The organism is Saccharothrix sp. NRRL B-16314 (assembly GCF_000716595.1).
Taxonomy (GTDB): domain Bacteria; phylum Actinomycetota; class Actinomycetes; order Mycobacteriales; family Pseudonocardiaceae; genus Actinosynnema.
Genome location: NZ_JNXC01000019.1, coordinates 26,274 through 48,952, shown reverse-complemented (window position 1 = coordinate 48,952; position 22,679 = coordinate 26,274). Strand labels below are relative to the sequence as shown.

Annotated in this window: 16 protein-coding genes and 2 pseudogenes; 2 read left to right on the top strand and 16 right to left on the bottom strand. The window is 67.8% G+C overall.

The genetic code is table 11. The features are described from left to right. Positions 1–20: 20 nt before the first annotated feature. The 8 genes from OQ02_RS24095 to OQ02_RS45995 all read right to left on the bottom strand — a co-directional run bounded on the left by OQ02_RS24095 (position 21) and on the right by OQ02_RS45995 (position 14,975). Complete coding sequence (locus tag OQ02_RS24095) at positions 21–758, bottom strand: helix-turn-helix domain-containing protein (protein WP_231500196.1); 738 nt, start codon at positions 756–758, stop codon at positions 21–23. Positions 759–970: 212 nt separating this feature from the next. Then, entirely contained in the window at positions 971–4,522 is a 3,552-nt protein-coding gene (locus OQ02_RS24090) for an NACHT domain-containing protein (protein ID WP_197043466.1), read from the bottom strand. A gap of 887 nt (positions 4,523–5,409) precedes the next feature. Then, entirely contained in the window at positions 5,410–7,350 is a 1,941-nt protein-coding gene (locus OQ02_RS24085; protein ID WP_033440836.1) for a glycosyl hydrolase 53 family protein, read from the bottom strand. Between the two features lie 144 nt (positions 7,351–7,494). After that, complete coding sequence (locus OQ02_RS24080; RefSeq protein WP_231500195.1) at positions 7,495–9,687, bottom strand: family 43 glycosylhydrolase; 2,193 nt, start codon at positions 9,685–9,687, stop codon at positions 7,495–7,497. A gap of 11 nt (positions 9,688–9,698) precedes the next feature. Beyond that, complete coding sequence (locus OQ02_RS24075; RefSeq protein ID WP_197043464.1) at positions 9,699–11,432, bottom strand: right-handed parallel beta-helix repeat-containing protein; 1,734 nt, start codon at positions 11,430–11,432, stop codon at positions 9,699–9,701. 40 nt (positions 11,433–11,472) lie between these two features. Continuing rightward, positions 11,473–12,543 carry a glycosyl hydrolase 53 family protein gene (locus OQ02_RS24070; protein WP_033440835.1) on the bottom strand — a complete coding sequence of 357 codons (1,071 nt, stop codon included), beginning with the start codon at positions 12,541–12,543 and terminating at the stop codon, positions 11,473–11,475. A 350-nt stretch (positions 12,544–12,893) separates the two neighbouring features. Further along, entirely contained in the window at positions 12,894–14,375 is a 1,482-nt protein-coding gene (locus tag OQ02_RS24065; RefSeq protein WP_156077263.1) for a family 43 glycosylhydrolase, read from the bottom strand. Between the two features lie 264 nt (positions 14,376–14,639). Further along, positions 14,640–14,975, bottom strand: coding sequence for a hypothetical protein (locus OQ02_RS45995; RefSeq protein ID WP_231500194.1), 336 nt, complete (start codon positions 14,973–14,975; stop codon positions 14,640–14,642). A gap of 586 nt (positions 14,976–15,561) precedes the next feature. Here OQ02_RS45995 and OQ02_RS24060 point away from each other — a divergent pair. After that, positions 15,562–16,450: pseudogene (locus OQ02_RS24060) on the top strand (Tn3 family transposase); the annotation flags it as partial. A gap of 25 nt (positions 16,451–16,475) precedes the next feature. Here OQ02_RS24060 and OQ02_RS47225 read toward each other — a convergent pair. From OQ02_RS47225 to OQ02_RS24040, 6 genes and pseudogenes are all read right to left on the bottom strand, one after another. Beyond that, positions 16,476–16,670: a tyrosine-type recombinase/integrase gene (locus tag OQ02_RS47225; protein ID WP_442973675.1), complete on the bottom strand. Its 195-nt coding sequence runs from the start codon at positions 16,668–16,670 to the stop codon at positions 16,476–16,478. Between the two features lie 136 nt (positions 16,671–16,806). After that, positions 16,807–17,250: a hypothetical protein gene (locus OQ02_RS24055; protein ID WP_156077262.1), complete on the bottom strand. Its 444-nt coding sequence runs from the start codon at positions 17,248–17,250 to the stop codon at positions 16,807–16,809. Between the two features lie 173 nt (positions 17,251–17,423). Beyond that, positions 17,424–17,975 carry a hypothetical protein gene (locus tag OQ02_RS24050; RefSeq protein ID WP_033440832.1) on the bottom strand — a complete coding sequence of 184 codons (552 nt, stop codon included), beginning with the start codon at positions 17,973–17,975 and terminating at the stop codon, positions 17,424–17,426. A gap of 77 nt (positions 17,976–18,052) precedes the next feature. After that, complete coding sequence (locus OQ02_RS44005) at positions 18,053–18,535, bottom strand: hypothetical protein (protein ID WP_197043462.1); 483 nt, start codon at positions 18,533–18,535, stop codon at positions 18,053–18,055. 707 nt (positions 18,536–19,242) lie between these two features. Continuing rightward, positions 19,243–20,005 (bottom strand): annotated as a pseudogene (locus tag OQ02_RS40205) (transposase family protein). Positions 20,006–20,314: 309 nt separating this feature from the next. Further along, positions 20,315–20,920: a GNAT family N-acetyltransferase gene (locus OQ02_RS24040; RefSeq protein WP_033440930.1), complete on the bottom strand. Its 606-nt coding sequence runs from the start codon at positions 20,918–20,920 to the stop codon at positions 20,315–20,317. A gap of 80 nt (positions 20,921–21,000) precedes the next feature. Here OQ02_RS24040 and OQ02_RS24035 point away from each other — a divergent pair, with 80 nt between their 5' ends. Next, the gene (locus OQ02_RS24035; RefSeq protein ID WP_081915898.1) at positions 21,001–21,837 is read left to right on the top strand and encodes a TetR/AcrR family transcriptional regulator; all 837 of its coding nucleotides are present in this window, start codon (positions 21,001–21,003) and stop codon (positions 21,835–21,837) included. Here the strand turns inward: OQ02_RS24035 and OQ02_RS24030 are convergent. Continuing rightward, the gene (locus OQ02_RS24030) at positions 21,811–21,999 is read right to left on the bottom strand and encodes a substrate-binding domain-containing protein (RefSeq protein ID WP_033440831.1); all 189 of its coding nucleotides are present in this window, start codon (positions 21,997–21,999) and stop codon (positions 21,811–21,813) included. The two genes, OQ02_RS24035 and OQ02_RS24030, sit on opposite strands and share 27 nt — an antisense overlap. A gap of 30 nt (positions 22,000–22,029) precedes the next feature. Beyond that, on the bottom strand, positions 22,030–22,245 hold the full coding sequence (locus OQ02_RS44980; protein ID WP_231500213.1) for a hypothetical protein: 216 nt from the start codon (positions 22,243–22,245) through the stop codon (positions 22,030–22,032). Between the last annotated feature and the right edge of the window lie 434 nt (positions 22,246–22,679).

Sequence of the window (22,679 nt, the reverse complement as noted above, 5' to 3'; positions counted from 1 at the left end):
TCATGCCGTGCTGGAGGACATCACGCGGATGGCAACCGTGGCCCGTGAGAGCTTCGGGTACTTGGGCTACGTACGCCTTCTACCTGGGTGGATGAGGTCATCGGCATGCACAAGGTGGCCCGTAATCGCAGTGGTGAGCCGGTCGGCCGCCAGGCTTTGCCCTTGCGGGGCTGGAGGTTGAGCGGGCCGAACTCGTCCACGCAGATCACCCGGCCGTCGTCGGGTGGATGGTCGTAGAGGTCCAGGATCCGGTGCATCTTCACCATGAAGTCCGGGTCGGTGGACGCCTTCCAGGTGGAGGTGCTCTGCCAGGACACGCCTCCGGTGTGCAGGATGCGGCGCAGGGTCTCGCGGCTGATCGCGGTCACGGTGCCGCGGTCGAGCAGATGGTCGCGCAGCTTGGACAGCGACCAGGTGGAGAACGCGGTGATGCCCCAGGAGGCGGGGGACGTCCGGGCGATCAGGCAGATCCGCTCACGGACCGCCTCACCGATCGTCCCCAGGCGTCCCCCGCTCCATTTTGGGTCCAGTGCCGCGAACCCCCGCTCGTTGAAAGCGTGGATCACATCCCGCACGTAATCCTCGCTGACCTGCATCAACGACGTGATGTCCCGGACCGTCTGGCCCTGGCCGGACATCAGGACCACGATCGCCCGCCGCAACCGCACCGGGTCCTTCGCGGTCCTGGTGACCCGCTGAAGCTTCCGGCCCTCCTCCATCGATAAGGGCCTCACGAACACGCTCGGTCGACGAGCCACGACCACCTCCCGCACTCGACATGCGGGACCAGCCTGGCCGATCAGCCCACAGGACCGATTACCGGGTCAACCCTCCGAGACGCGCCACTAGATCGTGTATCGAGTCCTGAGTAGCGAGATTTGAGGTGATCACTGTGTCGGCGTGTCCTTGATCAGAAGTCGAGACGACCTGTACAGCGGAACCTAGCCAGTGGAGCGGGCCAAGAACGCGATCAGTCTGGACGGGTGAGAAGCGGCTTCGTCTCCTCACCACAGCTCCGGCACGTCGACGACCCCACCGGCTGATCCGTGGCCCCGCATTCAATGCAGGACCAGTAGGCGGGCAGCTCGTCCAGCTCGGCGAGGATCGAGTCACCGATGCCGTTGAGGGCGACGTGCTGTTGCCGGTCGACGTGGTCCGCCATCGCGAGACGGACCGTCAGGTCCGGGTCTCTCGCGAGCGACTCCAGCAGGTCTCGCAATTCCGTCGCCCCCTCGCACACCACGCGGTGGGTCACGCTGTCGAGCACTCCCCACCGGATCGCCGGGTTGCGGGACTTCCGGAGTTCGGCGACCACGTCCGGATCGAGGTCGCAGGCGAGGATGGACATCCGGCCCGGCATCGCGGCGAACTCAAGGGAGTCGATTGCGGCCAGTCGGGGGCGAAGGGCGTCGAGCACCGCCGCCGGGTCGACCTCGGCCAGCCGCGGCAGGAGGAACACCCCCGCGTAGAGCACGATCGGGTCGTCGGACAGCGCGACGGAGATGACGTGGTCGAGCGCCTGTCGACGTCGACCGCCGTCGTCTTCGGTGGTGTCGACCTGGAACGGCAGGCCGGGGGTGGTCGACTCGCGATCACCGCCGTACAGGATTGCGCCCCATTGGTGGGCTACGGCGGTCTCGTCGGCTCCGTCCCGCGGCAGAATCTCGGCGCACGACGCCGCGGAGCCCGCCAGCGCCTGTGGCGGGAACCCGAGGAACGCGGCGACGTCGTAAAGCAGGCTGACGAGGGTGTCCCGTGCCAGGGAAACGATGTCGGCGACCACCCCCGGCCGACGTCGGTGCAGGTCGGCGAGTCGCACTACCTGCACGATCAGGTCGAGCGACCAATCCCCCTGCCCGGGAGCGGATGCCGACGATTCGGCGATCGTCGAGATCACGCCCGCCAACGCCGCCATGTCCCCACGCAGCACCGCCGAAGGCGCCGCGGATGGCAGGGCCGCGGCCGAGCCGTACGGGACACCGGCCAGGTCGGCGGCCAACATGTCGACGTGCAACGCCGTGTGCGGGTCCATCACCAGCGGGGACCTGCGCGCTGCCTCGACGACCCCAGGGCGTAACTGCGCCATCGCCTCGGCCGACTTCAACAACGCGTAGCCCGGCTCGATGCGCCACTCCAGGTCGGAGAGCTCGACCTCGGACTCGGGCGGCTCGGTCAGCGCCAGCACCCTGCTGAAGGCCGCCACCCGCCACGGAAGGTCCTCGGGATCCGCCTCGGGCGGCAGGACCGGCAGGCCGGGGAGGTCGAGCTGCAACTGGCCCGGATTCGCCTCTCTCGGCTCCCAGTCGTTCGCCGCGATCGCCTCCACGATCGCGCCCCACACCGGTGGCAGGTCCAACCGCGCCGTCCACCGGACCTCGTGCCGCAACTCCTCGGGCACCGGCAGGTGGGCGAGCATCAGGGCGACGGAGAGGAGCTGCGGGCACTCGTCGTCGACCACCGCCGCGACGAGGGTTTCGACCACTTCAGGCAGATCGTCCTCGAAGCCGGCGGGGTGCCGTCGGTACGCCGCCGCCAGCACTAGCGCGGCCAGCACGTCCTGCTCCTCGACGGCCAGCCGCGCGACCAGGTCGCGGGCCCGCCGGTCGAAAGCGATCACGAACAGCAGGACTTCCCGTTGCCCAATGTCGTCGATCAGCTCGCGGACGACAGCCTCTTTCTCCCCATCCGCCATCGCCGACATACGGATTGCACGACCGAGCTCCATGAGCAGCCTCGTGCGAGGAGCCACGACGGCGTCCGCACCGCCTGCCACGAACAGTCCCGCGTCGTCCCACATCGCCAGGAGTTGTCGTGCGCTGGCCCGCGCAAGCCCTCGTGGCGAGCCGTACTCGGTCTCGAGGTGCTCGGCGATGGCCGCCACGAGGGCGTCGACTTTCCGGCCGCCGTCCTCCAGTTGGCTGGTGACCAGCGAGAACGTCGAGTTGAAGGCGTCTGCCGACGAGTCCCGGTCAGGGAGCCCTGGCAGCGGGTCGTAGCCCTGGCGCCGGACTCCGGCTTCCCACCTCAGCCACATCGATTCCACGACGGCTCTGAGCGCGAGCGCGTTGTTGGGCGGTAGGTCGTCGAACCTGGTCGCGACCGCGAGGGCGGCGATGTGCATGGCGTACAGCGGGATGTCCATCATCTCCCAGTGCTCGCCGACCGCCGTGCGCAGCCACTGCTCCCGCTTCGCGAGCCAGGTCTCGACGTTCTCGTCGCGGTCCTGGCGCCCAGGCCAGTCGGCGGCGTGCCTGATCACCCGCGTCACCGTGTCGCTCAGGTCGAACGGCGGGCCGAGTTCGGCTTCGGTGAGGCATAGGACGGCGGCGCTGGAGTACGCCGCGTCCCGGCTGGACACGATCACGCGCAGGTCGTCGTGGGCGGTGTCCAACCACGACTTGAGCGCCCGGGCAAAGTCCGACCGGCGGTCGCAGGTCTCGTCGAGGGCGTCCAACACCACCAGCGCGCGCCCCGTGCGGATCCGCTCCAGGGCTTCACTCCTGACCAGGTCCGCTGCAGGCGGATCCAGCGTCGGCACGTCCATCACCTCGACCAGGATATGGTCGGCGATCTGCACCTCCCGCTCGTGCTTGAGCCGGGCAGCCAGCTTGCCCAACTGCACGACGATCGGCATCGGCGCGGCCGACTGGCGCGTCGTGGCCGCGGCGAGGTGGGTCAGCGCCGTGGTCTTGCCAGCGCCCGGCCCTCCCAGCAGTAGCACCCGCGGCAGTCGCCGCACCGCTGCCGCGAGGGGGACAATCCGGTAGGCGCTCCCCACCGCATGCTCTCCCTCGACGAGGTCGCGGTACCGGACGCGCAAGTTGTCCAGGAGTCGAGGCACCGGCAGTGGCGGCACGTCGAGCGGCAACCCCGGGATCGTCAGTTCCCGGGCTCGGTCGCGCACGGCTTCCTCGTACCTGGCCAGTGCCGACCGGGTTGACGTCGACACCGTCCGGACCGGCGTCAAGCCCGCTTTGCCCAGCAGCGCGCTGGCCTGGTCGACGTCCAGCCCGGACCTCAGGAGCGCCCGGTCCGACACCTTCGCCCGCAGCAACGCGAACGCCGCTTCTCCCTTGTCATAGCCCCCGAACACCGAGCCGAGCATCGTGCACGCAGCCCGAACCGCCGGGGATTCACTGCTCGCGAAGTCGTCGTGCCAGATCACACAACGCCGCAGGATTTCGTCGCGCACCCCGGTCACGTCGGCGTCCGGGCGCAGTTCGAGGATGTCCTTCGTGAAGTCGTCGACGGCCGCTCGCTCGTGCGCACTGAGGGCCTGCGCGTAGGGATCACGCAGACGGGTCAGGGCGCTGCTCAAGTGGTCGAGTGACGGCATCGAGTACGCGGTGCACAGCACGAGGGTGTCGTCCGGCCCGCCACCGCCGACCACGGCGTCGACCCACTGCTTGAGGGCGTCGAGCAGTGCCCGCCTGGGTTTGCGGTCGGCTTTGGCCTGCACGTAGCTGCGCTGCCCGGTTTCACCGATCACCAGCAGGTCGTCGACCGGGTAATCGACCTCCATGTGCACCTGGATGGGAACGGCGTCACCGTTGTTCGCGGCCACGCGAGGAAACAGCCGGGTCAGCGGAGCCCGGCAAAGGCCGTGGACCAGCGCAATCGCCGCCACTCCCGCTCGGTGCACGGATCCCGCCTCGGCAGCGGCACCACCGATCGGCCCTCGCTGGTTCGCCAACGTCCCCCCCAGATGACCGTTAAGACAGCGCATGTACCCTACTGGGAGCCAGTGTTTACCACCGCACCGGCGTCGGCGAGTTCACGCCGCCGATTCACGAGGATTCCGCATGAACAGGCCGGTGCAGTCCGGTAAAACTCGTTTCGACCACGCGTGCCGGGTGCATTACTGACCTTTTCGGTTCATGGTGTACTGGGGTCGATCGCTCGACCTCTATCTGGCCATCTGCGCCAGCGCCCACGACGCGGGCGAGCGCTTCGACAGCCGCGTGGCGGCCGAGGCGGAGGAACGGCAGGACTACCACTTCGAGGTTCTGACCGGCCTCTACGCCCCGCGCCTGTCGCACGGCGCTGGAGATTCATCATGCCCTCGCGGGCGGCTTCCCGATGGCGGCCCTGGCTGGGGTGTCGCACCCTGCACGAGATCGCCGTGATCATGCCCGTGTTGACCGAAATTCGGCGAGACGACGGAGCACGCGGACCTGGCCAGCCTCGAACTCGGTTATCCGGCGGCGCGCGGCGGTCGGACTCGACCAGGTCGGGCACCTTGCGTCGGAACTTGGGCGGGTACGTCTTGGGCATCGTGGGCTGTCCTCCGAGCTGTCGGGGAACCTCACCCGTTCAAGCCGGCGACGAGCAGGAAGGGGACCCTCCAGATGGTCTCCGGAGGGTCTTCTTCTTGGGTGCCAGGGCAGGATCGTGTCTTGGGACGTCCGGTCATGAGGTGGTCGAGTCGAGTTCGTCGTGTTCGCCGCGTCCGGGTACGACGTCGATGACCGCCGTGACCTGTCCTACCTCGGTCATGCCGGTGACTGTCACCTCACCCGGCGTGTCGGTCGCGCCGGGTGGCAACGGCTGCCAGCGGACGGGGACACTGGTGATCTTGTTGTTGGCGGTGGTGAGCATTCGGATGGAGGAAGGCAGCTTTGGGGCGGCACCTACTGCGGTGGCGGTGTGGACGGTGTCCTGGAGGATGTGCTTGGCGCGGCTGGCGTTGAAGACGTTGATGGATGCGTGCGGCTCCCAGGTGTTCGCCAGTTCGGGCACGGCCCGGAACATCGTCTGCCAGCCGGCTGGCTCCCACACCAGCACGCCGGTGCCCTTGTTGTCGACTACGTCGTTGGCGGCCTGGAAGACCCGCTGGATGGCGTCCGCCTGCCCCTGGATCGTCCGGGGGAAGGGCGAGTTGGGCATCGGCGAGCCGTCGCCGCCCGAGGCGGGGTAGGAGGTCTCGGCGATGTCGATCTTGTAGCCGGGGTAGGTGGTGGCCATGGTGTGCAGGTTGGTGTCCAGCGCCTCGGGCGTGCCATGCCACTCCGAGTAGTACGAGATGGCCAGTACGTCGGGGTTCTGCCCCTTGGCCTTCACCCTGGTGAGGTACTGGCGCCAGAACTCCATGGTCTTGGCGAGCCGGTCCTTGTTGACGATCACGTGGATCTCGACCTTGGAGGTCGGCGACGCGTCGCGGACCGCCTTGATCCCGGAGGCGGCCAGGGTGGTGAACCGGTCCCACGCCTGGTCGTAGAGCTGCTGCTCGACCGGATCGGTCGAACCCCAGTACTGCCACAGCAGGCCACCGCCGGGCTTGGCCTGGTAGACGTCGGCCTGGTCGACGAAGTACGGCGGGTTCGTCGTGCCGATGAGGGCCGCCTCGCTGCCGTACAGGAAGCCGTTGATGATCTCGTTGCCGACCGCGACCTTGTCCGGCGTGGTGCCCTGCCGGATCAACCGGCGCAGGTGGTCGGCGGTGAAGTCGTACACCGCCCGGTTCAGGTCCGCGAACTCCAACTCGGCCCAGGCGCGCGGCTTCGGTTGCTTGCTAGGGTCCGCCCACGAGTCCGCGTAGTGGTAGTCGATGCCCAGGCCCATGTTCCGCTGCTTGATCGACTGCGCGGAGGTCAGCGTGCGCTGCGGACCCTGGCGGGGCACCGCGTTCAGCTGACCGGTGGCCTCGCTGCGCGGCTCGTTGAACACCCGCAGCCGCGCGTACTGCATGCCGCGGTCCTTGACCACGTCCAGCTGGTGCGGCCCGGCTCCCCGGTCGGGGGCCAGGGGGTCGACCCAGTACTGCCGGGACTGGTGGTCGTCCAACCAGGACAGGTCGGCGCCGAGGACGAGGTCGTCGCGCAGGTAGTTGAAGACCTGGAGCTCGCTGACACCGACCCGCGCACGGCCCGGCACACCGGTGAACGTCAACCGGACGAAGCGCGTCGCCAGCCGGGTGAACAGGTGCACCTCACCCCGCGACACGGCCCGGTTGTCGGACCTGTCGGCGATCGTCTTCCACCGGCGGCCGTCGGTCGACGCCTCGACGACGTACCGGTAGGCCACGCCGCGCTCCGGGAACATCACCTTGACCTTGCGCAGGTTGTCGTAGGCGCCACCGAGGTCGACGGTGAGCCACTGCCGGCCGCCGGCGCGATCGGGGGACCAGGCTGTCGCCGGGTCGCCGTCGACGGCCAGTCCGGCGGTCGACGAGCCGCTGCCCGCCGTCGCCGAGGCCCAGGACTTGGCGGCGATGTTGCTCTCGATCGGCTTGATGTCCGCGGTTCCGAAGATCGCACCGGCCGGCGCGGTCCCCACGACCAGACCCGTGGACACCATGGTGGCCAGCGTCGTCAGACCCGCGAGGACCCGGGTCAGGCGTCTGTTGCTCATGTCCTTCTCCTGACGGTGTTTCACAACGTGATTCCGTCCGCCCTTCCGGGCGGAAAGTTCAGCGGGGAAGCAATCGGCTCGTTGCACGCCACCGGCGCGTACATCCGGGGTGACCGGATGTACGCGCCGATGCTCGGTGGATGGTCAGCCGGTCACTCCGACGTCGAGGTAGTCGACGTTGGGCAGGCCGTCGGCCGTCGTGGGTTCGAGGCGGATGGTGTTGCTGCCCGCGTTCAGCGCGGCGGTGAGGGACTTGGTGGACCAGGTCGTCCACGCGCCGGTGGCCTCGAACGAGACCGTGCCGACCGTGGACCCGTTGACGACGACGTTCACGGGTCGCGCAACACCGCTGCTGCTGCCGTTGGCGAACCGGACCGACAGCGCCGCCGCGCCCGCCTGCGCCGCGTCGACCGTGAACTGGGCATAAGCCCCGACGGCCGCGGTGCCGTTGCAGAACCCGGTGCCGGAGAAGCCGGCCTGGTTCGAGTCGATCGTGCCCTGGCACACGGCCGGCGCCGTCTCCGCTTCGTAACGCCGACCCGTCGGCGGCACACCGTCGGTCCTGACGAGCGAGAGTTGGTCGACGATGACGCCGCCCGAACCCAACGCCCGCACGGTGACGGTGGCGGCTCCGCTGGGTAGCGCGATGCCGGTGAGCTCGCGCTTGGCCCAGCCGCTCGACGACGGGATGCCGAGGGTGCGTTGGCTGCCGTCAGCGCCGGTGATCACGATCTGTCCGGCACTGCCCCGAGCGTGCGACGACAGGGTGTAGGTGCCTGCGGGCACCGATCCGATCCGCTGCTCGACGCCGCCGCTGTTGCTCACCTGGAGGGCGAAGCGAGACCCGTTCACGCCACCGTTGACGTTGGTCACCGAACCGCCGAGGTTTCGCCATCCCCGTACACTGGAGACGATGATGCGGTCGGCTTGGATGTCGGGGTTGAGGATGTAGTTGTTCGCCGGCCCGACGCGCCACTCGCCGGTCGTGACGTTGAACTGCCACTGGCTGACCGAGTGGAACTGGGGCCGTGCGCCGGTCTTGGTGATCGGCACCCACTGGTTGTAGCCGATGCCGTTCCAGGCGAAGTCGGCCCAGCGGTCGCCCGCGTAGATCACCGTGTTCTGCTTGGTCCCCTTCACGGTGACGAAGAACCCGGTCTGGGTCACGTGGCTGTAGTCCATCTCGGTGCCGGGAAGAACGAACTCACTCGAGTAGGAACCCTGGATATTGCTGCTGGTCGACTCATTGACGTAGTTGACCGAGGTGTTCCAGCCGTGCAGGTCCGAGGCGGCGTGGTAGTACTTGCCGTCGAGCTTGAACATGGCGTTGCCCTCGCGGCCGTCGCCGCGGCGGATCTCCACGCCTGGCTCGATCCGCAGCGAGTCGGACTCGCGGAACTTGCTGACGAAGCCGCGGGAACGTCCTTCGCGGTTGGAGAAGATCAGGTAGTCCTTGCCGTCCTCGTCGGTGAACACGGTCTGGTCGCCGGTGCCGGTCGTCGGCGAGTTGACGACCTGGCCCTGGAAGTAGCCGTAGGTGAAGTTGCTGGTGGGGGTGTTGCCCTGGAGGAGCAGCACCCCGTGCGCGCCTCCGACGTATGCCTGGGTGGCGAGCACGTACTTGCCGGTGTTCTCGTTGTACGCAACCCCGAGCCGCCCGACCCACCCCGTCGAAGCCATGGTGTTGCCGTTGTGGATCGCGGTCGAGCGCGTCGCGACCCGGTTCTCGAACTTCCAGTTCACCAGGTCCCTGGACGAGTACACCGGGATCGACACGAACGAGACTTCGCCGTCGTACTTGCGCGTCGGGTTGGCCCGGTAGCTCTCCGCGCCGCGGTAGTGCACGCCGTACCAGTAGTACGTGTCGCCGAACTTGAAGACCCCGCCGCCCTGCGAGTAGATCGGGTTGCCGCTGGTGTCGTTCCAGAACGTGTTGTTGGTGATGGTCTGGAACGTGCCCTCGTCCGCGGCCTCCAGGTCCCCGGCGGCGGTGACCAGGGCCGTCTTCGCCGCGGCGGCCTCCGCTGCGCTCACCGAGGGGTTCTTCGCGACGTCGTCCGCCGTGGTCAGCGCCTTGGCGAAGGGCTTCCAGGAGTCGGTGGTGTACTTGGTCGGGATGCGTGTCCGGTAGTCGGCGACCGTCTTCTTGAGACCGTGGGGATCGTCCGCGGCGTCCTCGATGCCAGGAGTGTCCTGGGCAGCCGGTGGGACCGGGGCGGCTTCGGCGCCGGAGGGCGCCCCGGCCGCCACCGACTGCGGTGTCAGCACCGACGCGAACAGCAGTACGGCTGCGGTCAGTACGCGCCGTTTCAAGGGCGTGCGCGATGTTCTGGTCATCTTGGTGCCTTTCACAGGGTGAGGTAATCGATGTTGGGCAGGCCGTCCGCCGCGGTCGGTTCCAGCCGGATGGTGTTGCTGCCGGCGTTGAGGGAGGCGGTGAGGGTCTTGGTGGACCAGGCGGTCCAGCTGCCGGTGGCCTCGAACGTGACCGTGGCGACCGTCGACCCGTTGACGACGAGGTTCGCGGGTCGCGCGGTGCCGCTGCTGCTGCCGTTGGCGAAGCGGATGCCGAGCGTTGCCGGGCCGGCCGTCGCCGTGTTGACGGTGAACTGGGCATAAGCCCCGACGGCCGCGGTGCCGTTGCAGAACCCGGTGCCGGAGAAGCCGGCCTGGTTCGAGTCGATCGTGCCCTGGCACACCGCCGGAGCGGTCTCCGCTTCATATCGCGATGGCGGCGGCCCGCCGCCGGACTGCTCGAAGGCGCCCAGGTCCGGCGCCGACCCCTGGTAGGGCAGGCCGACGTTGGTGCCCTTGTCGATCAGGGTGCTGTTCGCGGCGAGGCGGAGGTTGGGCAGCACGGGCAGGCTGCCGTCGGCCTGGCGCGGAGCGTCCCAACCGGACGTCGACACGCTCTGGAACTGCGCGTCCGACAGGGGCAGACCCAGGTTCCAGGTGTTGTACGAGGCGGTCGTGCCGGTCATGTTCGCCGTCGCGGTGCCGTTGTAGGCGATGTTGTTGCGCAGGTTGCCCCGGCCGACGGACGCGCCGCTCGAGTTGATTCCCCGCATGTCGAAGTTGGGGTGGTTGCCGAAGCCGGTGTTGTTGAAGTAGTCGTTGGCCACCGGGTGGTGGTTGGAGTAGAAACCCTGCGACTTGTTGAGGAACGCCACCGAGAAGCGGACGGTGTGCTTCACCGCGCCGGTGTCGTACTCGGCGCCGAAGCCACCCACCTTGAAGCCGGCTCCGTTGCCGGAAGGCGTCGTCGTCCCCGGCACGTACCCGTTGCGCCAGGCCCACGAGTTCTCGATGGTCACGGGCGAGTAGGTGGAGATGAGGTCGTAACCGTCATCGGCGTTCCACCACGCGCGGGAACCCCGGAACACGTTCGCGGGCCGACCGGCGGGCGTGTAGTGCGAACCGAACCCGTCGGCGTTCTCACCGGGCCCGTCCGAGCTGCGCAGGTCGTAGTTGTCGTGCGAATCCGTGTTGAGGACGAGGTTGCCTCCGCCACCGTTGATGAACAGGCCGGTTCCCATGTGGTGGTGGGTGTTGACCAGCTCGAAGGTGTTGTTGCTGCCGGAGATCCAGATCCCCCAGGACTCGGCGTTGAGGTTGTTGTTCTGCGGCACGCCGGTGACTTCCAGCCCTTTGAGGTGGAGGTAGTTGCCGGTGACGTTGAGGCCTTTGATCCGGCAGTCGTCCCGCATGGCCGAGAAGGTGAAGACCGGCTTCTCACCGGGATAGGCCCAGTAGCGGATCGGGTTGCCCGACGTGCCGCTCTTGTTCAGGGTGATCGCGTCCACCCGGGCGGTCCGACTGGAACAGGTCGAGTTCGCCCGGGTGTAGGCGTAGGTACCGCCCCGGAAGTAGACCGTGTCACCCGCCGTGGCCACGGACTGCGCGCGGGCGATGGACGCCCAGGGGGCGGCCTGGGTCCCCGCGGCGCTGTCGTTGCCGTTGGGTGCGACGTAGTACGTGTTCCCGGCCGCTGCGGCCGTGCCGGGCACGATTGCGGCGCTCAGGGCGAGGACTGCGGAGGCGGTGACGACGTGGAGGGCTCGCCACCGCGTTGTGACGTGCATGGGGGTCTCCTTGGATGCCTGGTGACGTCGGCGACCGGTGTCAGACATTGAGGAAGCCGTCCATGGCGGCGGTCGGCCTGCGGGTGCCCGGATCCCACGCGGTGCTGCCGTAGCCGGTGAACGGCGAGTAGCCCTCGGGCTCCCAGAAGAACGTGCCGAGGCCGCCGAAACTCTTCTGACCGGTGATGAACTGCCGCAGCCCGTCGCGCACCTGGTTGGCCTTGTCCCGCGGGCCGCCGTACTCGACGTGCATCACGGGCTTGCCGTAGTTGGATTGGATGGTCCGCATGTTGTTCAGCACGGGGGCGACGTTGCTGCCCTGTGCGTACGAGGACAGCCCGGTGATGTCCCACCGGCCGCCGTTGCCGCGGTAGGCGTTGAAGAAGTTCTGGATGCTGTCCATCTTCTGCGGCTGGGCGAGGTGCACCATCACCGGAGTGGTCGGGAAGACCTGTTTGGACACGTCGTACGCGCCGTTGAGCAGTCCGGTCATCTGGGCCGGGCTGCTGATGCTGCCGACCGGCTTGCAGATGCCGCTGTTCTGCTCGTTGCCGATCTTCACCCAGCCCGGTGTGACGCCGGCGGACTTCATGATGTTCAGCGAGCGGTCGACGTAGCTGCGCAGCGCGTCACGCATCTGGCTGTAGTTCATGTTCCTCCACGCGGCGGGCGGGTTCTGCACGCCGACGGAGTTCCAGGTGTCGCCGAAGTGGAAGCCGAGCAGGACCTGGAGGCCCGCGTCCCGGCAGCGCGCGGCCATCCGCGCGGTCTCCTCGATGCTGCAATGCCCGTTCGCCGGGCTGCTGGAGGGGTTGACCCAGGTCCGCAGGCTGATCGCGGTGATGCTGTAGCCCTTGAGGATGGTGAACAGGTCCTGCCGCTGGCCGGACTTGTTGTTCCAGTAGTAGCCGTTCGCCTCCATCTGCGGCATCCAGCTGATGTCCGCGCCCTTGACGAACGTCGCGGCCTCCGCTGTCGGCGCCAAGGCGTCCGCACCCAACGCGAGCGCGCCCGCGCCGGCGGCGGCGCCGAGCAGCACGCTGCGCCGCGAGATACCGGCAGGGAGGTTGGCCTTGTCGTCCGTGGTGCGGCCGGTGCCGTACGCGGTCATTCGATCTCCTTTGATCGAGTGTGAGCAAGTGGCGCGGCGGAGGACTGTGAACGTGCACAACTTGTCCACCCAGATGAAAACCTATGGAAGAGATCGTTTCAAGGGCCTGGCAGCACAGTCGCTGTGAACGTGCACAGAAGACCCTGGCCGAGACCGCAGCACGTCCGCCGGGACCGCCCGCGAACCCAGGCGATCCCGGAACTCCTTGTGGCATAGGCGAAATCGCCACGCCTGCTCGTTCAGTACCGACTATCCGGAGCAGCCCTTATCGGCCGCGCAGCTCCACTGCGTGGCCGACGAGGGCTGCGCGGTTGTCCACCACCCGGCCGGGTGGCCCCTGGGTGCGGCGGTCAGCCGACCACCCACCGCTGGTTGGCCGCGCCGGTGCAGGTCCACTGTCGGACCTCTGATCCGGGGGTGATGCCCCAGGCATAGTTGTCGAGGCAGAGGTTGCTGTGCCGGTTGACCAGGGTGGTGGTGCCGCTGGTGGTGGTCATCCGCCACTGCTGCACGGCCGAGCTGTTGCACGTCCACTGCTGCACGGCCGAGCCTGCCGCGGTGGCCCCGTCCTTGTTGTCCAGACACAGACCACTGTGGCCGTTCGTGATCCGATAATAGCCGCTGTCGGTCGGCGTGAGGGTCCAGTCCTGCACCGCCTCCCCGTTGCACGTCCACTGCCGCACCTCCGCACCCGGCGTGGTGACGAAGTTGTAGTCGTCCAGGCAGAGGTTGCTGTGCTCGTTGCGGATGCGCACGCGGGTGCCGGACCCGCCTGCCTCACCGGAAGGGCCCGCGAGGACCGTGGCGGTGGAGACGGGCACACCAAGGTTCGGTGTGCCGTCGGCGTGCCACGAGATCTTCTGCACGCGGGTCGTGCGGGTGGTGCCGCACCCCTGGGACGCGGAAGAATTGGCGTGGTAGGCGATCCAGATCTCGGTGCCGTCCGGCGAGGTGAAGAACGAGTGGTGGCCGGGACCGTAGACGCCGGCGGCGTTGTTGCGGTGGAAGATCGGGTTGGCGAACTTCGACCAGGACGACGCCGCGAGCGGGTCGCCGCCGCGGTACTCCAGCATGCCCAGCTTGTAGTCGGCCGTGCCGCAGTAGCTGGCCGAGTAGGTCAGGAACGTGCGACCGTCCCGCTGAAGTGCGAACGACCCCTCGTTGACCGGCTGGCCCTGCCGCTCCCAGGCCAGCGTCGGGGCCGAGATGCGGGTGCCGTGGGCGGAGACCGAGGTCGGGCTGCTCATCGGTGCGATGTAGATCGACTGTAGCCCGTCGGCGTGGAACGCCGAGTAGTGGAAGTACAGGGCGCCGTTGAGCTTGAGCACCGCGCCGTCGATCGCCCAACCGTTGTTTGGCATCAGGTTGAGCACGCCACGGTAGGTGTACGGGCCTGCTGGGTCGTTCGCAGCACTCTCCAGCACGTGCGTGCGGCGCGACCCGTACCCGGCCCGCGGTTCGACCGAGTAGTAGATGTACCAGCGGTTGTCGATCTGCTCCAGGTGCGGCGCCCACATCGTGCAGCAGCCCTCGTTCTGCGAGGCGCGGAAAACCCGCTGCTCCGGCGCACTGCGCAGCCCGGCGATGGTGGAGGACCGCCGCATCAGGATGTCGGAGGTCCACGTGGTCGCCACGTAGTAGTACTGGCCGTTGTACTGCACCAACGTCGGGTCGGCACTGTTGGGCGTGGGCACGACGGGATTGGTGAACGAAGGACCGGGCGCGGCGTCCGCGTGGTCGCGGCCCACCGCGGTCACGGACAACGCGACGATGAGCGCGGCGACGAGCGACAGGGCTCGCCGGCCCGCACCGCGCCGGTGGACGGGCATCATGAGCACTCCCGAGGACGGGGAACGGGTGGGGACTCGGACGACCTGCGGCGGAGCCGACCGAAGCGCAGAGCCTGCCGACCGAAACGGCCGCCTAGGCGAAACCCAGGCCCGGTGAGGACGACCCGGGCATCGATTCTTCCAACAGAGTCACGCTTCGCCTCCTTGCGAGCAGGATCTGTTCGCGCGCACCGCCGGATCCCGGGCCCGTGGCCCGACCAGAGCCGGGGGCAGGGCCGGCGGTTAAAACGGTTACACGCGTGAAGGTCAGCTTAGAGGATCGACGGTCTCTGTCAACAGCCCTTCCAGTCGTAACCCCTGTGACTGCTGGATGTTGACATCCACCTGGCCCTGCCCAGTCTCGGACTGTCTGGAGTAAACGTTTTCACGAGTCTGCGGACACTCGGATGAGCTGTCGGCTGTGTCCGGGGCGGCTGGCAACTCCTGACTAGCGCAGGAGGAGGCGAGGCCGATGCCTTGTTCGCGTAGTGCTTTGGCGACCGTCTCGGCGATGCGGGTGGCGCCGGCGGCTTCGAAGTGTGTGTGGTCGTTGCAGAAGAAGGCACCGACGGCGCCTTGGGTGTAGTCGCCGTTGTTGGGCACAGGCGGAGTGTGTTGTACAGGGCGATGCTGCGCTTGTGGAGGTCGATGACCGGCACCTGATCGGCTTGGCCTTGGGCGATGGTCTCGTTCAGGAACCCACGGGTGGCCACCGCGGTCGAACCGGAGCAGCGGATGGCCGAGACGGGTGTGACGTAGACGGGTTTGACGCCGCGTGCTCTGGCTTCGCGGGTCATGGTGGCGAGTAGTTCGCGGTAGCGGGTAGTGCCGACGTGGCGGGGACAGTTGCGGTCGCCGTCGTTGATGCCGAACTGGATGATCAGCCAGTCGCCGGCTTTCATGCCATTGGTCGAGAGCATGGTCGCCCAGCGTGTGGCGTAAGTGCGGGGGCTGACCACGCACTCGCCGGCGGAGTCCTTAGTGCTCTTGACGTTCGACTCGAACGCCCCGCTCGCGCGGGGAAGACGACGCTGCGGTCGACGCCAGCTTTTCGGGCGAGGGACCCCCCGCTTGCGCGGGGAAGACCCCCTCGGTCAGCTCAGACCTCAGACCCTCGAAGGACCCCCGCTCGCGCGGGGAAGACTCCAGCATCACCGCGCCGGCACGCTGCACGAACGGACCACCCCCGACCTGGCTCAACGCGGTCAATGACCAGTGTCGGGGATCGGGGCGATGGTGGTGCCGGGCACCCCGCGCGACAGCCTGTTCATCTGGACACCCTGCTCAACCTCGACGGCGGGGTGCGCCCGGAGATGGTCGCCACCGACCACGCTTCGTACTCCGACATGGTGTTCGGGCTGTTCAAGATGCTGGGCTACCGGTTCTCCCCGCGCCTGCGGGACCTCGCGGACCAGCGGTTCTGGCGGGCGGAGATGCCCGGCGAGCCCGACCGGAAGCCAGCGGACTACGGGCCGCTGAACGCGATCGCCCGCTACAAGGTCAACCTGGACAAGGTGATCACGCACTGGCCGGACATGCTGCGGGTGGCCGGGTCGCTGATCACCAACCAGGTCCGCGCCTACGACCTGATGCGCGTGTTCGGCCGGGAGGGCCGCATGTCGCCGCTGGGGCAGGCGTTCGCCGAGTACGGGCGCATCGACAAAACAATGCACCTGGTCGCGCTGTGCGACCCGGTCGACGACACCTACCGGCGGCGGATGATCCGGCAGCTGACGGTGCAGGAGTCGCGGCACCGGCTGGCGCGGGCGATCTGCCACGGCCGGCGTGGTCAGATCATGCAGGAATACCGCGAGGGCCAGGAGGACCAGCTGGCCGCGCTGGGCCTAGTGCTCAACGCGGTGGTGCTGTGGACGACCCGGAACCTGGATGCCGCGGTGACCCGGCTGGAGGCCGAGGGGCACGTGATCGACGAGGCGGACAAGGCCCGGCTTTCGCCGTTGAAGGACAAGCACGTCGACGTCCTGGGCCGGTACTCGATCACCCCGTCCCAGCCCGCGCAGGGGCTGCGGCCGCTGTGCGATCCGGCCACCGTGGAGGAGGGCGAGGTCGACTTCTGACCGCCTCGCCCCGCTCGCTGCGGGGCTATTCGTCGCTGATCAGCGCGTCCTCGATGGCACGGGCGCGGTCAGCTTCCGAGGACTTGGTGTACGAGCGCGTGGTGTGCAATGTCGCGTGTCCCATGAGGTCGGCGACGATGACGATGTCGACTACGTTGCGCAGCAGCTTGGTGCCGAAGGTGTGAGGATTGAACGCGCACGGTGAATCGCTGCTGGTCAGGGCCTTGAGCTGATCGATCGACCACCACGCTTGAAGGACCCGATATCAAGGCACTGACCAGCAGCGAAGTTCGATTCTGGCCAGATCCGCCCCAGACCCGGCTCCGTCGCGGCCACGTCTCACCGGTAGGGCGTGCTCAGCCGTCCACGCTGACGCTCTCGTCCTCGTCGCAGCGGAACGGGGTCGGGTCGGACGCGCCGTCGACCAGGCAGACCCTGAGCCTGATCGTCTCGCCGGCGAACACGTTGCTGCGGACGGCGTACGGATCCCAGATCACGGGCGCACCCGCCAGTCCGTTGCCGTTGTACTTGGTGCCCAGGGCATAGATGTCGACCCAGGCGTAAGCCAGGACCCCATGCCCGTCGGAGCAGTAATCGTGCACGATCGCGTAATCGTCGTTGCCGCCGCCGCCGGGCGCGCCTTCGCCGTAGTCGACGAACTCGACCGAACCACAGCCGTCCAGCGTCCATACCTCGAAGCTGTCGTCGTAAGCGGCCGAGGCCGGGCTCACCGAGAGCATCACCACCGCGGTGGTGACCGTCAACATCGTCAGCACCCGCTTCAGAACAGTTCTCACCATCTCTCCTCCTTGTCGTGTGTCCCATCGCCCTCTGCATCTCCGGTCCTTCAAGCGTGGTGGTCGATCGATCAGCTCAAGGCCCTGACCAGCAGCGATTCACCGTGCGCGTTCAATCCTGGCCGTCGCCGCCCCTGTCCCGGTGCCCTGGCTCGCCAGGGCACCGGGGTCGCTTGTCACGCGGTCATTCTCGTGGCCAGCTCGTCCACCGTGCGGATGTCGCGCCAGTCCGCAGGCAGCTCATCGGACTCGACGAGCCCCGACACGAGGCCGCCGCCACCTTCGAAGATCAGGCCCTGCGGGTGTGGGCTGAGCGTCCGCACCCGTGGTGCCGAACTGGCCTCGACCACCCCCACCTTTCCTGGGACCTCCGGCGGGTCGGTCAGGAAGAGGGCGACTCGCGTGCCGACCGGTGCCGCTTTCCGGAAGTCCGCCATCGAGATGAGCGGTGTCCTCCCGTCCGCCGCGCTGATGGGACCCCGGTCCAGGTCGACGAACAGCCGCCCATCGTCGAGCACGCCGTTCTCATTGGCTCCCTTCAGTATCCTGTCAACCTTCACCACGAGGTAGACCCGCGGGTACGGAGTGTTGCCCGGTTCCCCGAGGTAGGTGACGCCTTCTACGAAGTCCTCAACCGTGCCGACAGCGGTGATTTTGATGTAATCCTGGGCCGCCAGTGACTCCGGCGTACCCTGCGGCGTGTAGGAGTAGTCCTTGAACCGCATCACTTGCGGACCCAAGCCAGCCGCGTTTTCGGCACCACAGCCGGCCACCGAGGCGGCACACACGAGGGCCACGACGGCACTCAACGCTCGTGCAAGCACTGAACGCATTGTTCCTCCTCAGTCGTAGTACTGGTTGAAGTCCGCCGTGTTGTGGTTGCTGTACGTGACATCGGTGGCCCGAGTCGTGCCAATATCCCCGCCTGCCATGCAGTCCAGTTGGTTGTCGGGTGGCGGGTTCTGATGCCTTTGAACCCTAGGGTGTGCCCGAGTTCGTGGCAGGCGACAGAGGAGTAGCCGTGCTCGTCGTTGGGGGCGTCCCGCCTGATCACCTCGCCGACCAGGTACACATGATTCTGGTCGCACTCGCCCACGTTGCCCGAACCGTCATTCGGCCACTGGTACTTGCAGAAGGCCTCGCCATACACGCCGTCGCGCCAGGCGTCGAACCAGGCGACGTCGGTACGTGGCGTGCCGTCGCCGACCGCCACGTCGCACGACGAATGGAAGCTGATTGCGGGGAGGGCTGAGAGCCTGCCATCCGCGTAGCTCATCGCACTGGCCATGTTGTCGCGGATGTAGGAGGTGACGCTCGAGGTGAAACAGTAGGCGACATTCCCCCCGTCAGCCGCCTTCGTGTTGAAATGGCTCAGGTCGGCAGACGCTGGAGACGCCGGATAGGGTTGCGACGGCGGACAATGCCGCCAAGATTACGAGGGGTCGGACGAGTTTCGCTTTCATTCAAAGCACTCCATTGTCGAAAGAATTTCGACGTGTGACATTTAAGTCGTCAGCTCTGGGAAAACTGGGTAAACCTTAAACCGGCAGGTCGGATGGTCTTGTGTGAGGGCACTGAGCATAAGCCAGATGCGATCGGGATAGACGTTAAGAGACCCCTCGCTAGTCGGAACAACCGGGCCCACCATGACCGGACAGTCTCGAGCGGATCTGGGGAGAATCTTGGATCCCTCTGCCCACCTGCGGGCCGACGTCCAGCAGGATCAGCCGGTCGGCGCTCCAGCCATGACTCGGGCTCGGGATGTCGGTGTGGATCAGCGCCAGAAGTGGTCGGCCCAGGTTCCGCACCAGTGCATACCCTTCCGGCCGGCACGATCGCCACTGCCCTCGGCCGCGCGACGTTGCCCCGGGAACGGTTCGTCGAGGCATCACCCGCGCGTGCGGCCTCGGCGACCACGAGGTGCGCCAGTGGCTCGATGCCTGCCGCCGCATTGCCACCAACAGCCCCGCACAGGACAGTGAGCCCTTTCCAACCTCATCCTGCAGCGAGGTGGAGTGCGAGGACTGCTCGGGTCAGGTCGGTGATGCGGGTGGTGGAGCAGCGGAGCCTACGCAGTAACCGCCAGGCTTTGCGGATCGAGACGGCGCGTTCGCCCAAGGCTCGGATGCGGGCGTGGGAGCGGTTGACCGTCTGTTGGCCTGGCGAGAGTGTGTGCCACCTGCCTCGGTAGGGAACGCGGATCGGACCGCCCGTGCCTCGGTAGGCCTTGTCGGCCCAGCAGTCGATGCCGGCCACGGTCAGAGCGTCGACGATGCCATGGGTGCGGGCCGCGGTCAGGTCGTGGGCTGAGCCGGGCAGCGCGGGCGAGGTCCACAGCAGTCGCCCGGCCGGATCGGCCAGGACTTGGACGTTCATGCCGTGGCGTTTGTGTCTTCCCGAGTAGAAGGGTCGGCCGGCGGCGACGCGGTCGATGAGTAACAGGGTGCCGTCGAGGATGACGTAGGCCTTGCGCATGGCGGTTTTCAGCGCGTCGGCCAGGTCCGGTGCCAGTGCGGCCAGGAGTTCGACCGCTTCGTGGATGTAGCGGCAGACGGTGGCCAGACCGACGCCGAACCCCGCAGCCAGGCGGCTGTAGGTGTCGCCGCAGCGCAGATGCGCCAGCACCCAGCAGGGCCTGGCGTCCGGGATCGAGCCTGCGCCACAAGCTGCCGATCCGGCGCCGGTGAGTGGTCAGTTCCCGCGCCAGGAACTGAAGGTGTGAACCGGACAGGTCGATCGCGGATGGGTGGACAAGCACTCGAAGCTCCTGGCGATGGCCTTGCTCTTGGTCGAGAAGTCATCTACCAGGAGCTTCGTCATGTCTCCACCACGGCCACGGGCCCACACCATGAGGTTTGGAAAGGGCTCACTGCAGCGCTAAAGGGTTGATCTTGGGGAGTAGCGCGACAGCCCCGCCTGAGCAGGGTCGTTTTCCTTCCACGGAAACGATCGACCACGAGGAGGCGGGGCTGTTGCGCCTGCGGCCCGCCGCCGTCTGACAGCGCTTCACCGTGACCCGGAGTCGAAGTGGCTCCCGGGCCACTTCGCGTGCGCCTGAGCGTTGAACTCAGGTGTTCTGAACGTGGGACACGCGGGTTAGTGCGGGGTGGCGCCAGAGTGGGTGCAGGAGTGGGCCGTCGTCGGGGAGGGCGAACGGGGCTCCCGACGGGGTGAAGCCGTGCCGGGCGTAGAGCGCGGCGCTGAGCGGTGTGCTCGCTTCCAGGTACACCGGTTGGCGTTCGGTGTCGGCGCGGGTGAGGCGGTGGCGCAGGATGGCGGTGCCCGCGCCTTGCCCCCGGCTCTCCGGGACCACCGCCATCGACGCCAGGTACAGGTGCGGCACATCGGGGTGGGGGAGCGCGACCGCCGCGGCCATCCGCCGCAACGCCGGGTTTGCCCTGGCCTGTTCCGCCAATGCCTCCGCCTGCTGCCGCAAGGGCTCGGCGGACTCCAACGCCATCCACGTGGACACTCCGACGACGACCCCATCACGTTCGGCGACCACTACCTCCTGCTCGGTCAACGCGTGGGCCAGCCACTCGCGGAACAGATCAGTGAAGTCGTGACCGGCCATCGCCCACGCGGTCACGGCCTCGTCCGCGCACGCTGTCGCGTAAGCGGGGGCGATCCGGTCCAGCTCATCGACATCGGCGATTCTTCGTACGCTGTACACCGGAACAGTGTTGCCGAACACATACGCCTGTTTGAGAGTATACGTCACACAACCGGAGTGTGACGAAAAGGAGGTCGGCCGTGCGTTGCGCGCAGTGCGGCGCCGAGTTCGCGCAAGCCGCCCGAGGCCGACCCCGGCGGTACTGCGGCAGGGCCTGCCAGGCGCGTGCGTACCGCGCACGCAAGGACGGCGCGCGCACCAGGCGGTCCTTTGTGGACAAGATGGGCGGAGTGCCGCTCGACCGCGACCTGGTGGTCCGCACCGCCATCCGACTCGCCGACGCCGAAGGACTCGCCACCGTCTCGATGCGACTCGTCGCCGCCCGGCTCGGAACCTCCACGATGTCCTTGTACCAACACGTGTCCAGCAAGGACGACCTCGTCACGGCCATGGTCGACACCGTCCTTGCCGAACACCGCCCACCCCGGCCTCACGCGACCGGGTGGCGCGCCCTGCTCGAGCACGAGGCCCGCGAAGAATGGGCGCTCTACCAGCGACACCCGTGGTCGCTGACCGCCCTCGCCACCACCCGCCCGCCACTGGGCCGCTCGCTCCTGGAAACCGTGGACCGGTTCCTCGCCGCCCTCGCCCTCGACCACCGCACCGCGCTTCCGGTGTACCTGCTGGTGAGCGGGTACGTGCAGGGCACGGCCCTGATGGCGGTGGCCGAGTTCGAAGCGGCCCGCGACACCGGCGTCAGCTCGGGCACCTGGTGGCATGCCCGGCTCGGCCGACTCGCGGGCGTGGTCGGTGCCAACCGCTACCCCTGGCTCACCGAGCTGGCCGCCGCCGGCCCGCCGACCTCCGCCGACATCGAGGGCTGGTTCGACTTCGGCCTGCACCGAGTCCTGGACGGCGTCGCCGTCTTCCTCGAACCCGATGAACCCGGTTCACGCACGCCTGATCGCCGAGGTTGACTCACGCACGACCCGCCGGCACGGCTGCCGGATCACCCCGGACGGCCGACGCCCGTCCAGCGCGTCGAACAGGCACCGCGCCGCCGTCGTGCCCAACCGCTCCGGGTCCAGGTCCACGGTCGTGAACGGCGGCCGGCCACCCGCTCGGGACGGTGCCGCCACCGGGAGGGTGGCGGCACCCGTCGCTCGTGGTCAGCTGGTGGTGCCGGTGACCGTGCTACCGGTCTTGGTGACGTGGTAGGCGATCTGCGTCCCGCTCCAGAAGTGGAAGGTGAGCGTGACGCGGGCGCCGTCGTTGACCTCGTTGAAGAACTCGGGCTTTATCAGGATGGTGTTGGCGTTGTGGTCGGGTTGGAAGTTGACGTGGAACTCCTTGAAGGAGGTCCAGTTGTGCGGGCCGGCGTTGATGCCGAAGGCGAGTCCATCAGCAGGTTGTCGAATGACGCCACCGGACCCAGGTGGAGGCTACCGGCTCCGGGCCGGCGATCCCTGGGCGGCGGCCGAGCTGCTGGGTGAGGCGGTGGCGCTGTGCGGCGGAAGGTCGGTGATCGCTGCGGTCGCCCCGGCGGTCGCGACGCGGCGATCGGCTCACCGAGACGCGGGCTCCTTGACCAACTGAACCGATCAACCGGGCGCGTCCTCCTGCTTGGTGCGGAGAAGCGGGGGAACACCGACAAGGCCTACTGCTTGAGCGACGGAACCGTCTACGAGTACATGGGCACGACGACGCCGGCCACCGAACCGACGGGCGAGCACGTCGCACAGCCCCCGTGCGCACCCGAGCCCGGCGTCTCCGGAACCGGGAGACGCCGGGCTCGGGTGCGACAGTCAGGAACAGCTCA